The sequence below is a fragment of the Lewinella cohaerens DSM 23179 genome, from assembly GCF_000379805.1.
Classification (GTDB): domain Bacteria; phylum Bacteroidota; class Bacteroidia; order Chitinophagales; family Saprospiraceae; genus Lewinella; species Lewinella cohaerens.
In genome coordinates this window covers 42,902-58,219 of record NZ_KB903538.1, presented here as the reverse complement: position 1 = coordinate 58,219, position 15,318 = coordinate 42,902, and the positions used below count along the sequence as shown (strand labels likewise).

At 42.6% G+C, this 15,318-nt stretch carries 10 protein-coding genes; 6 read left to right on the top strand and 4 right to left on the bottom strand.

Annotation, left to right across the window (positions count from 1 at the left end):
* Positions 1-125: 125 nt before the first annotated feature.
* Positions 126-1,298: a ribonuclease D gene (locus tag A3EU_RS0108470; RefSeq protein WP_245569344.1), complete on the bottom strand. Its 1,173-nt coding sequence runs from the start codon at positions 1,296-1,298 to the stop codon at positions 126-128.
* A 347-nt stretch (positions 1,299-1,645) separates the two neighbouring features.
* Here A3EU_RS0108470 and A3EU_RS0108465 point away from each other — a divergent pair, with 347 nt between their 5' ends.
* Together A3EU_RS0108465 and A3EU_RS0108460 are read left to right on the top strand one after the other, a co-directional pair.
* Complete coding sequence (locus A3EU_RS0108465) at positions 1,646-4,759, top strand: AsmA family protein (protein WP_169433333.1); 3,114 nt, start codon at positions 1,646-1,648, stop codon at positions 4,757-4,759.
* 87 nt (positions 4,760-4,846) lie between these two features.
* Positions 4,847-5,443: a hypothetical protein gene (locus A3EU_RS0108460; RefSeq protein ID WP_245569343.1), complete on the top strand. Its 597-nt coding sequence runs from the start codon at positions 4,847-4,849 to the stop codon at positions 5,441-5,443.
* A 273-nt stretch (positions 5,444-5,716) separates the two neighbouring features.
* Here the strand turns inward: A3EU_RS0108460 and A3EU_RS0108455 are convergent, their stop codons facing one another.
* Complete coding sequence (locus A3EU_RS0108455; RefSeq protein ID WP_020535710.1) at positions 5,717-7,168, bottom strand: T9SS type A sorting domain-containing protein; 1,452 nt, start codon at positions 7,166-7,168, stop codon at positions 5,717-5,719.
* A gap of 194 nt (positions 7,169-7,362) precedes the next feature.
* Complete coding sequence (locus A3EU_RS0108450) at positions 7,363-7,581, bottom strand: hypothetical protein (protein ID WP_020535709.1); 219 nt, start codon at positions 7,579-7,581, stop codon at positions 7,363-7,365.
* 118 nt (positions 7,582-7,699) lie between these two features.
* Between A3EU_RS0108450 and A3EU_RS0108445 the strand changes: the two genes are divergently transcribed.
* Both A3EU_RS0108445 and A3EU_RS0108440 read left to right on the top strand, forming a co-directional pair.
* Entirely contained in the window at positions 7,700-9,193 is a 1,494-nt protein-coding gene (locus A3EU_RS0108445; RefSeq protein WP_020535708.1) for an aminotransferase class V-fold PLP-dependent enzyme, read from the top strand.
* A 150-nt stretch (positions 9,194-9,343) separates the two neighbouring features.
* Positions 9,344-10,483: a cysteine desulfurase family protein gene (locus A3EU_RS0108440; RefSeq protein WP_026211295.1), complete on the top strand. Its 1,140-nt coding sequence runs from the start codon at positions 9,344-9,346 to the stop codon at positions 10,481-10,483.
* A 71-nt stretch (positions 10,484-10,554) separates the two neighbouring features.
* On the opposite strand, the gene A3EU_RS0108435 is transcribed toward A3EU_RS0108440, so the two are convergent.
* Positions 10,555-11,019, bottom strand: coding sequence for a DUF4268 domain-containing protein (locus A3EU_RS0108435; RefSeq protein WP_020535706.1), 465 nt, complete (start codon positions 11,017-11,019; stop codon positions 10,555-10,557).
* A gap of 268 nt (positions 11,020-11,287) precedes the next feature.
* On the opposite strand from A3EU_RS0108435, the gene A3EU_RS0108430 reads away from it, so the two are divergent.
* Both A3EU_RS0108430 and A3EU_RS0108425 read left to right on the top strand, forming a co-directional pair.
* Positions 11,288-12,433, top strand: coding sequence for a lamin tail domain-containing protein (locus A3EU_RS0108430; protein ID WP_020535705.1), 1,146 nt, complete (start codon positions 11,288-11,290; stop codon positions 12,431-12,433).
* A gap of 193 nt (positions 12,434-12,626) precedes the next feature.
* On the top strand, positions 12,627-15,227 hold the full coding sequence (locus A3EU_RS0108425; protein ID WP_020535704.1) for a TonB-dependent receptor: 2,601 nt from the start codon (positions 12,627-12,629) through the stop codon (positions 15,225-15,227).
* The last annotated feature ends 91 nt before the right edge of the window (positions 15,228-15,318 follow it).

Here is a 15,318-nt window from a genome sequence, read left to right as displayed (position 1 = left end):
CCAAACAAGCTCTAGCCAAGGTGAATACGAAGCTTTTTGCTTGGGTCATAACCCAAACATGCTCTTATAACACCATTACCATCACTTTTGCTTAGCGTTTGTTCGATAATTTTGCGGACAAGCGCCTAACGATTCGTCATTTCTATTCCAATTTGCCCTCCGCTGATGGATAGGTCAAGGTGGTCATAATTCTTTAGCCAGTCGACAAACTCTTTGCCTAGTAATTCTCTACGCCAGCCACTCCCCAGAATGTTATTGAGTATTTTGGGGTCGTTCTTCATCCTGCGGATTGCATTACGTGGCATCACAAGTGAGTGTGAGATATTATCATCAAGGCAACGGTACTTCATGAGCAAGTAGAGAAGTTCCAGCAAAATCTCATCACGGGCATCTTCATTAGGAGCGCTGGGCAAGCGTTTCAGAACAGCTAGTTCTTCTTCACGAGCAGGTTCTTCGTGCATTTTTGCCCAGAGGTCTGCGTACTTTCGGAAGATGAAGTCAGGAATTCTGCGGTTTTCTTTAAGTGCTTGTTTACCGCCTCGCATGGCTTTCACAATCTGACTGATCAGCTTGGTTTGAAGAATCCTGTTCTTTGATTCGTCGCGTCTTTCAGCTTCGTCGCGCCGCCATTGAAACAACCTCATTAAAAATACCTGGTCTTTGGTTTTTAGCGAGGTGATCAAATTACTGGTTAATGCTTCGTGGTAAGGGTCCTGGTAGTAGAAATCTTCTGTTTCCAGTTGTTTACACTCCTCAATAGCCCAATCCAGGCGGTTACTTGCGTTCAGGCGCTCTGTGAGTTTGCGCCATAGTGGTTCAAGAATAATGACATCCTCTAGTGCATAATCCAATTGCTTTTGGCTAAAAGGCCGTGCTTCCCAATCGGTGACGGCATATCCTTTGCGAAGATTGATGCTGAGTTCGCCACTGACAATTTTTCCAAGACCACTAGGATAGTGGTACCCCAGCATACCTGCGGCTATTTGGGTGTCAAAAATATTGCGTGGTAACACACCGTGCTGCTGATAGAGCAAGCGATAGTCATTCTCTCCTGCGTGGGTGATCTTCAGGATGTCAGGGTTACTGATCAATTCCAAAAGTGGGTCGAGATTAGGCAATCGTAAAGGGTCTAAAAGGTAATTGCCCGTAGGACTGGTCACCTGAATCAGACAAATCAGGGTCCGAAACCTTTTCTCACCTACAAATTCTGTGTCAAAACACATCCAGTCAACGTCCTTTAATTCCGCATAGAAGCGGTCCATCGCGCGTTGGTCTTCTACTAATTGATACTTCGCCAAAATGTTCCTAACGTTTTTATAATTTACCACAAGGTAGTTAAAAGTGAACATTGCGATCCTCTAAGGCGCTGCACAAATGTGATTTTTTATTATTCCCACGAAATAGACGACTAAATTATGCATTGTTAAAACTCAGCGCGTAAATTTGTCGTTATAGTGAGAGCTTGTTTGGTAGGGCATGATTAGCCGAAAGTGAGCAAATTTCATTTCAGGTAAGGCAAATTTTGCAGTCGAATGCGGGCGATTCGACGAAAAATTTAACGCAGCATGAAATGAAATTTGCCACTTGGAGACAATTGAGGTCCTACCAAACAAGCTCTGAAGGTACCAAAGCAAACCATCTAAGCATGAAATTTATCAAGCGTTTATTCCTGATATTATCTATTTTTCTGGTCTTGGTGATCGGAGTTCTATTTGCTGTTCCATTTATCTTTAAGGACGAGCTGGTAGACGTAGTCAAAGAGCAGATCAACCAAAATATTAACGCCACTGCTGATTTTGCAGAAGTTGACGTTTCTCTTTTTAGCTCCTTCCCCCACTTAACATTGCAGCTTAGTGATTTTTCTTTAATCGGAAAAGATCGCTTTGTAGATGTTCCTTTTTTGGGTGCAAAAGAAGCCGGAGTGACCGTCGATATTTGGTCGTTGTTCGGTGAGCAACCGCTTTCTGTTCGTTCAGTGAACCTTGATCAGCCAAATGTCAATGTACTCGTGCTTGCTGATGGTACCGCTAATTATGACATCGCTATTCCTACAGAAGAAGAACCAACGGCAGAAACGACGGAAGCCGCCAGCGCATTGGAAATCGCATTGCAGTCTTACAGTATTACTGATGGTACCGTAGTTTACGACGACCGTGCAGGTGATATTTACCTGGCTATTGAAGGACTTAATCACAGTGGTGAAGGGAATTTTACCCTAACGGAATACGACCTGGACACGGAAACTACCATCGGTAGTATGAGTGTTAAACAGGGTGGTGTTGCTTATTTGAAAAATGCAGAGCTTGGTTTGGATGCTGTTTTTCATATCAATATGGATGAAAGTCTTTATGTCTTGAAAGACAACCAGCTCCGAGTGAATGAACTGCTACTCAATGCTGAAGGGCAGGTACAGCTTTTGGAAGAGGATATTCTCCTCGATTTGGCGTTTAATTCTCCTGGCAGCGACTTCCGTTCTCTTTGGTCACTGATACCAAATGCCTACACCAAAGACTATGAGGACGTAGCTATCAATGGCAGCTTTACGCTTGAAGGCTTGGTTAAAGGCACCTATAACGAAACCACCTATCCTGCCTTTCGTATCCGTACCCAAGTTAAAGATGGTAATGTAAAGTATCCTGATCTTCCGCTTGGGATCAGTAATATCCAGGCGCTTTTGGATGTAAATAGCCCAAGTGCAGACCTCGATCAGATGGTGATTGACGCGGAAAAAATAGCCCTTACCATAGGAAAAGACCCATTTACAGCGCAGTTTAATGTCAAAACGCCGATTTCAGATCCTGACGTGAATGCCAATGTGGATGGGGTCATTGACCTTGGCCAGTGGGCAAAAGCTTTCCCGATGGAAGGTATCCAGGAAATGACAGGCCGTATTGTTGCGAATGTAGATATTCAAACGCGGCTTTCTACCATAGAAAGAGAGGCTTATGATCAAGTCAAGATGGCAGGTTCTATTGCTATCAATGACTTAAAGTATGTAGCGGATGGTATGCCGGCAATCGTTATTAATAATACGGAAGCCACCTTTACACCGCAAAGTGTAAAAATTGCTGATTTCTCTGCGCAATTAGGAAAAAGCGACCTTCGTGCCAGTGGTTCCATCGATAACCTTTTGGCCTACATTTCGCCAGAAAAGACTATGCGAGGCAACTTTACCGCTCATACCGACTACTTTTTGGTAGATGAGTGGATGACGGAAGAAGAAGCAACAACAGCTATTCCTGCTAGTGGCCCAGTGGAAGAAACCGAAGTATTTGATCGTTTTGATTTTCAGCTCAATGCTACGGCGAATAAGATTGTCTATGACGCTTATGAATTGAAGGATGCTGCTGTCACAGGTCGTATCCAGCCGAACCGGATGGAGGTGAGCCAAATAAAAACCAAGCTGGGAGAAAGTGATTTTAGTGGTAATGGCGTTATCCTGGATGCTTTTGATTATGCCTTCAATGACGGCGTACTCCGAGGAGATTTATCCTTGAAATCCGGTTATTTTGATCTCAATCCTTTTATGGTGGAAACGGAAACAACGGGTACTGCTAGTAGCGATACGGAAGAAGCTTATGGCGTTATTCCTATTCCTGCAAATATCGATATGGTCATTCGCGCAACCGTCGATCGTCTACAGTATACGGATATGGAGCTTAAGGACCTTAAAGGAAAGTTGACCATCGCTGATGAGACCGTAGTGATTGAAGATGGTTCTGCTCGTACTTTGGGTGGGAATCTAGGGTTTACTGGCGCTTATGACACCCAGGATGTTACCAAGCCTTTTTATGAGTTTAAATTCGATCTGGATAAGCTTGATTTCAAGGAAAGCTTTTCCACCTTTAACACCTTTGCTACATTTGCCCCGATTGGTAAATTGGTAGATGGCAAGTTCTCCAGTAGCTTGATCATGTCGGGGGAATTAGGGGAAGACATGATGCCCAAGCTGGAGTCTATCAACGCTGAAGGCCTTTTTGAAACACTGAATGGCACGCTTAGCGGCTTAAACTTTAAGCCATTGAATGCCATCGGGAATGCCCTCGATATTTCCGAGCTTAAGGATAATATCAATATCGACCGGTTGAAAACCTGGTTTACCATCGAAAAAGGAACTGTTGAAGTAGAACCTTTTGATATTAAGGTTGCAGATTTGCCTTTTAATATTTCAGGTACCCACAGCCTAACCCAGGAAATGAATTACGCGATTAATACCGTGATCCCACGTTCTAAATTAGGGAGTAGCCAGCTGGGGAATACGATCAACCAAGGAGTAAGTGCGCTCGTTAAACAGGCTAGTCAATTAGGTGTCAATGTAAATGACGCTGAAAATCTTAATGTGCGGATTACCCTTACGGGGAACATTGCCGACCCTAAAGTAGGATTCAAATTACTGGGCGCAGATGGTGAAGCAACCGTAGCTGACGCTGTTAAAGACGAAGCCAAAGCCCTGGTGAATGAGCAGGTTGATGCTGCCAAAGATCAGGTTAGAGATGAGGTTAATCAAGTGAAAGACCAAGCCACCCAGCAGGCAACAGCACTAGCTGATTCTATCAAAAATGCTGCCGCCAGTCAGTTGAACCAAGCAGGCCAATCCATTCGTGATCAGCTGACTGGTACCAATACACCGAAAGACTCTACAGCTACGGGCACAAATATCCGTGAGCAGGCAGAGGGCGCTGTTGATAAAATTAAAGAAGATATCAAAGACTTCAATCCTTTCCGCCGAAAGAAGAAAGATGGTGATGGGGGAGAGTAGGTAAGTGTTTTGTCTGGGAGGTTTTGCCGTATAATGCGTATCGGTATAATGGTAAGGAGTTGGATGAGGCCACGGGGCTGTATGATTATGACTAAGCTATTTTCTTCGGTTTTACTCATTGTTCTGACTCAATATTGTTGTGTTATAGCTAAATCTGATTCAGGTGAAAGCCCCAAAAATCTACTTGTTGAGTTGATAACAGACGAAAAAGAACTTAGCTCTCTTGCTCCGTTTTATAACCAGGTTCACGATGGAAAAATATTACTTATTCAAGTCAATAACAATCTTCTTGATACGGTAATTATTCCTTACACGAAGATTTATGGAGTTAAATGGTATAGCCCAGAAACTGTTGGGTACCTTTCTGTATCTCCAAATAAAGATACCCTTGTTGGAGAGTCAAGATTGACGACGACATCAGCAGCAGATAGTAGAGATACATTAATCCCTGGGGAAGGGAGTTACTATTTTATTGAAGAATATTATTGGACCGAACAAAATAAAAAGCTAAAATTTGCTCAATTCAGCTTTCCATTTTTTATAAATAAAGAAGTTAATGAAACTTTAGAATTTCTTACTAATTTAAATGAACAGAAGGATAGTTTACACATTATCCATCATGGCAAAATTGAGAAAGGTGAGGAAATTGAGATAGGGATCGGACAAATGGTAACGCTTTATTAATCCCCCCCACTGGCTAGCTATGTGCTGGCCGCGCTAAGCGGATAAACGTATAGCGCCCAGTGGGTGCAGTGCCAGCTTTGCTGGTACTGCATGATCGGAGGTCGATCTAAAATCTCTACGTAGCGTATGTCTTTCTAGCCTTAAAATATCATGTTCAATTGTCTACAAGTTTCTTTAGATCTTTTGTGAAAAACAAACATGAGTCAGTATGGATTTTGGTGACAATCAAAATCCGTGTTGACTCATGCTAAAGGTTATCGTAAAAAGTAGACGCTACATTTTGATAAATGTACTACGATACACATCGCCGCTATCAGTCCTTAACAAGAGAATGTATTGGCCGTTAGCGATGTCGTTTATATCAATGGTAGTACTGCTCAGGTATCCGCTTTTTACGGTTTGACCATTGATGTTGGTAAGTTGGAAGAATGCAGCCTTGTTGTCATTGGCATCGAATAACAATGGGAGGCTAATTTCGGCAGTTGCTGGATTAGGGAATACGGCTAGATCAATTGCATTTGCAAAAATATCGTCAACGCTAACGACTTCCGTTGTATTCAATACCAGCGAAACATTATTGCTACCAAGTGGACCAAATCCATTGGTAAAGATGATGTCTAGCATACCATTGTCATCGTAATCGTAGAGGCTCATATTTTGCTCAAAATAATTATAGTCAGGGGTGCCATATCCTGGAGCCAAAGAAAATGAGGCAGCTTGGATGGCCGACGAGAAAGACATGTTACCAAGGTTCTCGAAGACTGCGATTTTGAAAGAACTTTCTCTGGTCAATACAGCGATATCGGTCTTGCCATCATTGTTGAAATCGGCAACATTGAAGAAAGTGTTTTGGCCGGTAGAAATACTGGTGAAAGGTGGTTCGGTGACAAAGCCATCCGTATTTTCAAAGATAAATACAGAACTGAAGCCTATAACAAGGATATCGAGTTGGTCATCACCATTCATGTCATTTACCTCAATACTTCGGCTAGAAAGCGGCGTGAAACCTTCGTAGATCATCTCACTATTAGAGAACTGACAATCGCCGTCGTTTTTTAGTAATAGTATAGTGCCATTATTATTACTGCTACTAGTGATAATATCCAGATCGCCATCATTGTCGATGTCGCCTATTTCGGTGTCGCCAATGCGATCCCCTAGAAAGATCAGGCATTTGGTAAAAGTACCATCACCATTGTTGGTAAGGATAGCCATTTCCTCATCTTCGAAGAAGACATCTTTTAATACCAATAGGTCTAAAAGGTCATCACCGTTAAAATCAGCTGCGCCAATAACAAATTCCTCAAAGCCGAATCCAATGCTCAAACCCACGTTAAGGAAAGAAAAAAGATCATCTCCTTCATTAATCAGGATATAACGTTCGGCAATAATATCTTCATCACCGTCCTGGTCAAAATCTAAGACGTCAAAAACCACACCTGCAGAAGGTGACCCTACTGGGAGTATATTCACTTCCTGAAAAGTATCAACGGCGGTACCTTTTAAGATAAGCTGTTCCTGGGAGCCTCTCTTTCCTACAAAGTCAATATAGCCATCGTTGTTATAATCGCAAGGAATATAGGGGCTGTCAAACTCAAGGCTGTTGAAAGTATTGCTCTCGGGGTGAGCAAAAAGAGTTTCTTCTGGTGCAAAACTGATGGATTGTGCACTGGTTGAGCTAGCTATTAAAATAGCAAGTAGGGGGAATAAGACTAGTTTTTTCATTTCAAAGAGAGTTAACACGTTAGATTATAAAATTAAAAATGCGAACATAAATCTATATTTCAAGATAGACAAGTAAGTGTTGAATATTATTTTACGGGATGAGACGAGGTTTAATTTTTACCCCCAAAACGAAAAAAGCCGAAACCTACATGAAGTAAGTCTCGGCTTTTTTCGTTCTGCTTAGCAGTATTGGGTTATGCAGCGCTAGAAGCTTGTGGCGCTTTGGCCTCAATAAATTTCTTGCCGTCCCACTTGCCCAGCCACTCTACTTTCTTGCCAATGGCAATGTAGTGCTCGTAAGCGCGGACAGCAGCAGCCTTCTCAATGCGGTGCATCGTAATGTTATTGGGGAAATCAACAATCGTCAGGTAGTACTTTCCTTTACCGTAGTCAAATCCTTTCTTTCTTCTCATCGTTATCGTTTATCTCAAAAACAGCAAGATACGTAAAATAGTTGACTTTCTATTGGTTTTAGTGCCCTTGTTCTCAGTTTTGCTTACTACTTTTGTTGCAAATTAAGCCCAGTGTAATATGCCATCAACTGCCACCACCACCTCGTTAGAACAGTATTTTGCTCACTTTCGTGAGAATGTCATTGGACATGATATGCGATTCGATACGCCTTACGGTAATCAGCCGTTGGTTTATGCAGACTGGACAGCAAGCGGTCGTATGTATGCTCCCATCGAAGCATTGCTCTCTGAGGAGATCGCCCCTTTTGTGGGTAATACACACACGGAGACCACCGTTACGGGATCTTCGATGACGATGGCTTATCATCATGCCAAGGAAATTATCAAGCAGCACTGTGGTGCAGATCCAAGAGATGTAATGATCTCTTCTAATTCCGGCATGACAGGGGTGGTCAATAAATTTCAACGCATTCTTGGTCTCAAGCTACATGAACGCTTCCGCGAAGAAGTAAGCCTTACCCCAGAAGAACGCCCCATTGTCTTTGTTAGTCACATGGAGCATCACTCAAACCAAACTTCCTGGTTAGAGACCATCGCGCAGGTAGAAGTCATCCGCCCTTGCTCACAAGGCTTGACGGATTTAGATTGCTTAAGTGAGTTGTTGGAAAAATACAAAGATCGTAAGGTGAAGATCGCAGCGGTTACGTCTTGTTCGAATGTAACCGGAATAAAGACACCGTATCACCAAATTGCTGAAATGATGCACAAGGCTGGTGGGCTATGCTTTGTTGATTTTGCCTGTTCTGCGCCTTATATTGAGATCAATATGCGGCCGGAAAATCCGCTACAGCACCTTGATGCTATCTATTTTTCTCCGCACAAGTTTCTAGGAGGACCTGGTTCGGCAGGCGTTCTTATTTTTGACCCACTGCTCTATAAAAACAGAGTGCCTGATAACCCTGGCGGCGGTACTGTTGATTGGACCAATCCCTGGGGCGAGCACAAGTACCTGGAATCTATCGAGGCCAGAGAAGACGGAGGCACGCCAGCCTTTTTGCAAACCATGCGTACCGCTTTGTGTGTACAACTGAAGGAGCAAATGGATATTGGTAAAATGCTTGCGCGAGAAGAGGAGCAATTGGCGATTATTTGGGAGGTTTTTGATCAAACGCCTAACCTCAATTTGCTTGCACAGCAGCATCGTCAGCGTTTGGGTGTAGTTTCTTTCTACATTCAAAACCTTCACTACAATCTGGGCGTTCGTATTCTGAATGACCGTTTCGGTATCCAGGTGCGAGGAGGGTGTTCTTGTGCAGGAACTTATGGCCACTACTTGCTCAATGTAGACCAGCAATTTTCTCATTCGATCACAGATAAGATCAATCAGGGAGACCTAACCGACAAGCCGGGGTGGATAAGAATGTCTGTCCATCCTGTGATGAGCAATAAAGAAGTACACTATATTGCCGATGGTATCAAAGCACTCGCTGAAAACCATGAGGAATGGGCCAAAGAGTACGAATACAACCCACGTACGAACGAATTTCATCATCGAGACGAGGTGGGAACGGAAACGGGCCTCGTAGCTGACTGGTTTAGCCGCGAGCTGTAAGCTTGACTTTGCCATTGGCATCGCCAAAGTCCGTATAAAGACACAAGCCACTTCGCGTGCTTTTAGAGTAGAGCGTAAAGAGATTAAGAGAGAAAAAACTCTGCGTCTCTGCGTCTCTGCGCGAACATGCTTTTATATACACTCTCCAAAATGAGTAACCCAAGAGTTTATTTAGACAACGCCGCCACCACACCACTAGACCCACAAGTTATAGAGGCTATGACTGCGGTAATGAAGGACGTCCATGGCAATCCCTCAAGTATTCATGCCGAAGGCCGTCAGGCCAGAACGACGATTGAGCAAGCACGGCGCACCATAGCGAAACATCTGAATGCTTCCATTGGAGAGATTTTCTTTACTTCCGGAGGAACAGAAGCCAACAATATGGCCCTAAAATGTGCGGTTCGGGATTTAGGTGTTCGTCGGATTATCTCCTCACCAACAGAACACCATTGTGTCTTGCATTCGCTGGATAGTATTGGTGAACAAGAGGATCAGGTTGAGATAGTACAGGTTGAACTCGACGAAAAAGGGAGGGTAGACTTGGCGGATTTGAGGCGTTTGCTAGCGGATCAAAGCCAGAAGACGATGGTTTCCCTGATGCACTCCAATAACGAAATTGGTACCATGATCGACCTCCAAGAGATCGGTGCCCTTTGTGAGGAGCACGGTGCTTATTTTCATTCCGACACCGTTCAGACAATGGGGTATTACCCTATAGATGTAGAAGCCACGGCTATTAGCTTTTTATCAGGAGCGGCGCATAAGTTCTATGGCCCTAAAGGGGTTGGGTTTATTTACATCAATGGTGATAACATCATCAAACCTTACCTTGATGGTGGTGCTCAAGAGCGTAACATGCGCGCAGGTACTGAAAACACCTACGGGATTGTAGGAATGGCCACTGCGCTAGACCTCGCTTGTCAGGAACGGGAAGACAGGGAACAAAAGATCCGTTCCTTGCGAACTTACCTCTGTGAGCAACTCGCAAAGGATTTCCCCGAGGCAGATCTCAATGGAGACCCGACTCAAGGGCATTACAAAGTGCTCAATCTACGATTTCCTCCGTCTCCCAAGACAGAGTTGTTGCTGTTTAACCTGGATATCGCTGGCATCAGCGTGAGTGGAGGTAGCGCTTGCAGTTCTGGCACAGATACGGGTTCTCACGTAATTCGTGCCCTTCGCGGGGATGATGATGACGCTGTAAATATCCGCGTATCTTTTTCTCATCATAACACCAAAGAGGAGGTAGATCGCTTGTTGGGGGTACTGCGCAGTGTGCTGCGTTAAAAAACGAGCGTGGATTTAAACCACCAAAGGCACTTAAGAAAAAAAAACTTTGGTGTCTTTGGTGGTTCAAATTAAAACCGCAGCGGCTCAAAGTGGTATTTACCCATCGACCAAAATTCATCCAGTGCAATTAGCCTTGGTTTAAAAAAGGAAATGATACTAGGCCAATCCTCTTGCCGAAAGATGCTTACGGCTGGTAAAAGCGTATATACTTGGCTAATTTCCTGGTACTGCGCATTTGTTGCAGTCTCTTCCCATGTCCATTCCTCTCCAAGTTGGGCATGGAGTACGCCTTTTAGTTCCAGCAGCTGTTCATAGAAAAGACTTCTCAGGTCGGGGTCTTTCTGGTTTAAGACAATGCCCAGATAAGCATTTTTCTTATCAACATTCAAGCTGAAGCTCAGTCCCTTGAACCCCGTTTTGTAATTGACCCAATTGACTTTTAAGCCATCCGCAGAAGGTATTGGTCGCATATACTGTCCAAAGGCGGTCCAGAATGCTTTGCGTATTTGTGAAGCTTCTTCTCTTGAATACATGGGGGTTCTTTTAGAGCTATGCTTTTGAGTGTACTAGTTCGCAAGATAGTACACTACGCTATTAAGCCTATGTTATTTTTGAGTCAAAATAGAAGCTTAACAGGCTCTAGGTATCTTTTGAAATCAAAAATCAGTACCTTTGATTTCCTGTTTTTGAGATGGTCAGAAAGGAGACATTGTAAATGTCATTTTTTGTCTAAATTGATGCAGTATATGAGGAGTTTTAAACGACTGCTTATATTTTTATTGAACTCTTAAATACCAAAAAATGAATAAACTCTTACCATTTTTTAGCCTTATGTTATTCGCTGTGATGGCAAATGCACAGTGTGATGACCTTTTCTTCTCAGAATATGTTGAAGGATACAGTAACAATAAGGCGTTGGAAATCTACAATCCAACAGACGCTGCTATCAATCTGTCTGGTTATTCTATCGCTCGTTTCTCAAACGGTAACACGAATGCGGGAGCTGATAAAATCATTTCATTGCCAAACGAGATGTTGGCTGCAGGTGATGTTTTTGTTGTTGTGGTTGATTTGACGGATACTATGGACTGGGACTCTCAGTTTGATAAGCCAGCTTGGAATGGTTTTAATGTCATTGACGTCATTATTGACGAAGTGACGGGAGAACCAGTTATAGATGAAGAAACAGGAGAACCATTGATGGGGCCTGTATATATTGATGGCAATGCTGTTTTCGGAACGGAATACAATGAAGAGTATGATCTTCAATGTAAAGCTGACGCTTTCCTTTGTCCAGAGTATGAGACGAACAACGCTATGTATTTCAATGGAAATGATGCAATGGCATTGATCACAGGAACTGTGATAGCAGGTGATGGATCTAATATTTTAGATGTTATCGGTGTTATTGGAGAAAACCCAGAGAACTGGGATCCAGCTCAAGATGCTTGGGTAACAGAAGAGGGAGGATGGATTACCAAGGATAAGACTATTGTTAGAAATGCTAATGTGATGACCGGTAGAAATGAAGCAACGGATGTCATTGCTGCTTTCGGCGGTACTTTCGTAGGAGAAGAATGGTCTATTAATCGTAAAAACGATTTTAGCTACCTGGGCATCCACAGCAGTGTATGTCACCCAGATCAAGAATTTATTCAGTACAGTTGTGCTAATGGCCCAGTATCAGGTACATCTGTTATCAATGCTATTGATTTCAAAGTGTATCCTAACCCAAACAGTACTGGATCACTTGATATCCAAGCGGAAGAAAACATTGAAAAAGTTGCTGTTGTAAATCTAATGGGACAAACAATCTTGTTAGAAAACTACAATGCTTCACAGAAAACTGCAAACCTTAATTTAGGGTCAATTGCAAAAGGAATTTATGTTGTTCAGGTGCATTTCGCTGACAATATGATTTCAACTCAGAAATTAATTGTAAAGTAAAAATGCTGAAGTAGAGGGTAGGGAAATACAACTTCTCTACCCTCTAATATTTTCTAGGATCAGGTGAAGAATAAGTATATTCTATACACAATCCTTCTTACTAGGCCTTCTAATTAAGATTGTTTTCTCTTCTTTTTTCCATTTGTTTTTCATCAATTATCAAAGGCCTACTTACTTAATATTAATGAAGCTAATGAATAAGGCCATAATTTGGAGTGTTTGTTTATGTTTTTTCAGCTCGGTATTGTTAGGACAGACAAGCACTTTATCAGGAGTTGTTACCGATGAAGTTTCTGGCGATGCACTTATTGGTGCAACCATTACTGTTGGCACCACGGGTACTGTTACCGACTTAGATGGGAAATATGCTCTGGCTTTGGAGAATGGTGATTACAGTATTCAATTTTCTTATGTTGGATACGCCACCCAAACCATCAATGTAAGTATAAAAGGAGACCAGACCCTAGATATTGCTATGGGGTCTAGTCTGATGTTGGATGAAATTGTAGTGACGGCGGACATTGCTATCGAAAGAGAAACGCCGGTTGCTTTTTCCAACATACCAAGCATAAAAATTGAAGAAGAGCTAGGAGCTCAGGATATTCCAATGCTTTTGAATTCTACGCCAGGTGCCTATGCCACAGAAGCTGGTGGAGGTGATGGAGATGCCCGGATTTCCATTCGTGGTTTTGATCAAAGATATGTAGCTGTGATGCTGGACGGTATCCCCGTTAACGATATGGAAAACGGAGAAGTGTACTGGTCCAATTGGTTTGGTTTAGATTTAGTAACCCAAACCATGCAGGTTCAAAGAGGATTGGGAGCTTCTAAAATATCAGTACCTGCTGTTGGTGGTACCATCAATATTCTTACCAAGGGTATAGATGCTAAAAAAAGTCTTAGGGTCAGGCAAGAAATTGGTAACAATGGTTACACAAGAACAACGATGGGCTTAACGACCGGAAGGCTGAAGAATGGTTGGGGTGTTTCGCTTGCTGGATCTTACAAACAAGGCAATGGTTGGGTCGATGGTAACTTCACACAAGGCTTCTTTTATTACGCAAGAGTTGATAAGCAATTAGGAGATCACCTTTTGAGTGTCTCTGGCTTTGGTGCGCCCCAAAAACACGGGCAAAGGCCGTTTTCAGCAGAAGCGGGTCAGGTGGATACCGCTTATGCGCGGAGCATAGGTGTTCCTGCGTATGTTAATGAAGAGCTGAATATAAAAAACAAAGGCCGTCGATATAATGATGCTTGGGGCTACAGAGATGGCGAACTACTTAATACAAGGCAAAACTATTACCACAAACCTCAGTTTAGTTTACGTCATAGCTGGCAAGCTAGTGATAAACTGTATTGGTCTAATGTTGCCTATTTATCTATTGGTAATGGAGGAGGAGTCGCTGTAGATGGTGCCTCTATACAAAGAGGAGACGATGACCAACTGGATATAGAGCAAGCGATTCAGGGTAATCAACCCACGCTTTTTAATCCAGAGGGTATTTCAAATACTATTCTTCGGTCCAATAGGAATAATCATTTTTGGTATGGTATGTTGTCAACACTGCGTTACACTATCAATGAGAATATGATCCTTTCAGGAGGAGTAGATGGCCGATCTTATGATGGTGATCACTTTAGAGAAGTATATGATTTGTTAGGTGGCTCAGGCTGGCAAGAAGGGCAGGTTTCACCTAATAGTCCGGTTCTCGGAGTAGGGGATAAATATGAGTATGACTATACCGGTAAAGTACGATCAATCGGTGCGTTTGGATTATTAGAATACAAGAGAAACCATTGGGCTTCCTTTGTGAATTTGTCGGTGGCGAATGCTCAATATGGCTTTATTGATAATTTCTCGAAATTTGAACTCCCATTTGTAGATGTACAAACTTATACCGTCAAGTTGGGGGCAACTTATAAGTTTGATACACAAAACAGCTTGTTTGTCAATACAGGAATTTTGAATAAAGCACAGCCCTACCGGAACGTAATTATTACCAACTTTTGGGCTCCTACTGTGGATGCACAAGTTGCTAATAATTATGAGAACGAGGATATTCGCGCCGTTGAAGTCGGATATAATTATAAAAGCAAACGCTTCTCTGCTAATGTGAATACTTATTATACGTTTTGGGGCAATAAGCCTTTAGATCGTTTGCCTACGATAGCTGAAGATGAAAGTGACCCGGAATCAAACCGTATACCGGTTAATATCCCTGGTATTGATGCCTTGCATAAAGGCATTGAGATTGACTTTGTATTCAAACCTGTGCCTAACTTATCTATAGAAGGTTTAGCTTCTATAGGTGATTGGACATGGCAATCCGGGCAAGTTGTGGAAGGGGTGTTGCCTAATGGTGTGGCTTATACTTACGAGTTTGATGCTGCTGGTGTACACGTTGGTGATGCTGCTCAACTACAGATTGGTGGCCAGATACGGTATGAGCCAGTCAAAGACTTTTATGTGAAAATTAATACGACATTCTTTGACAATAACTATGCTGATTTTCAACCAGAAAACCTCCAAGGAGATAATGGTGGAAGAGAATCATGGAAAATGCCTTCTTATTACCTGTCGTCTTTCCATACTGGATATTACTTCAAATGGAATAAAGTGGCGATGAACGTTCGGGCCAATGTATTGAATGTATTCAATGCTGTCTACTTGACGGACGCTAGAGATAATGATGATTTCAATTCACCAAGTTTTACAGACTTTGATGCAAAGTCTGCCTCTGTATTTTATGGGCAAGGACGTCGGTGGAGCTTATCATTGCAGGCTAGTTTTTAAGCGCTTTTTTGGTAGGGGCTCAATTCCCTGCAATCGGCAAATTTCATCCTGCCAAACAAGCTCTAACGAATAATTAAACATTTAAAAAACA

Excerpts from the sequence above, each read along its gene's own strand:
- A3EU_RS0108465 (WP_169433333.1), top strand. The coding sequence starts at position 1,646 with ATGAAATTTATCAAGCGTTTATTCCTGATATTATCTATTTTTCTGGTC.
- A3EU_RS0108460 (WP_245569343.1), top strand. The coding sequence starts at position 4,847 with ATGACTAAGCTATTTTCTTCGGTTTTACTCATTGTTCTGACTCAATAT.
- A3EU_RS0108455 (WP_020535710.1), bottom strand. The coding sequence starts at position 7,168 with ATGAAAAAACTAGTCTTATTCCCCCTACTTGCTATTTTAATAGCTAGC.
- A3EU_RS0108445 (WP_020535708.1), top strand. The coding sequence starts at position 7,700 with ATGCCATCAACTGCCACCACCACCTCGTTAGAACAGTATTTTGCTCAC.
- A3EU_RS0108430 (WP_020535705.1), top strand. The coding sequence starts at position 11,288 with ATGAATAAACTCTTACCATTTTTTAGCCTTATGTTATTCGCTGTGATG.
- A3EU_RS0108440 (WP_026211295.1), top strand. The coding sequence starts at position 9,344 with ATGAGTAACCCAAGAGTTTATTTAGACAACGCCGCCACCACACCACTA.
- A3EU_RS0108450 (WP_020535709.1), bottom strand. The coding sequence starts at position 7,581 with ATGAGAAGAAAGAAAGGATTTGACTACGGTAAAGGAAAGTACTACCTG.
- A3EU_RS0108435 (WP_020535706.1), bottom strand. The coding sequence starts at position 11,019 with ATGTATTCAAGAGAAGAAGCTTCACAAATACGCAAAGCATTCTGGACC.
- A3EU_RS0108425 (WP_020535704.1), top strand. The coding sequence starts at position 12,627 with ATGAATAAGGCCATAATTTGGAGTGTTTGTTTATGTTTTTTCAGCTCG.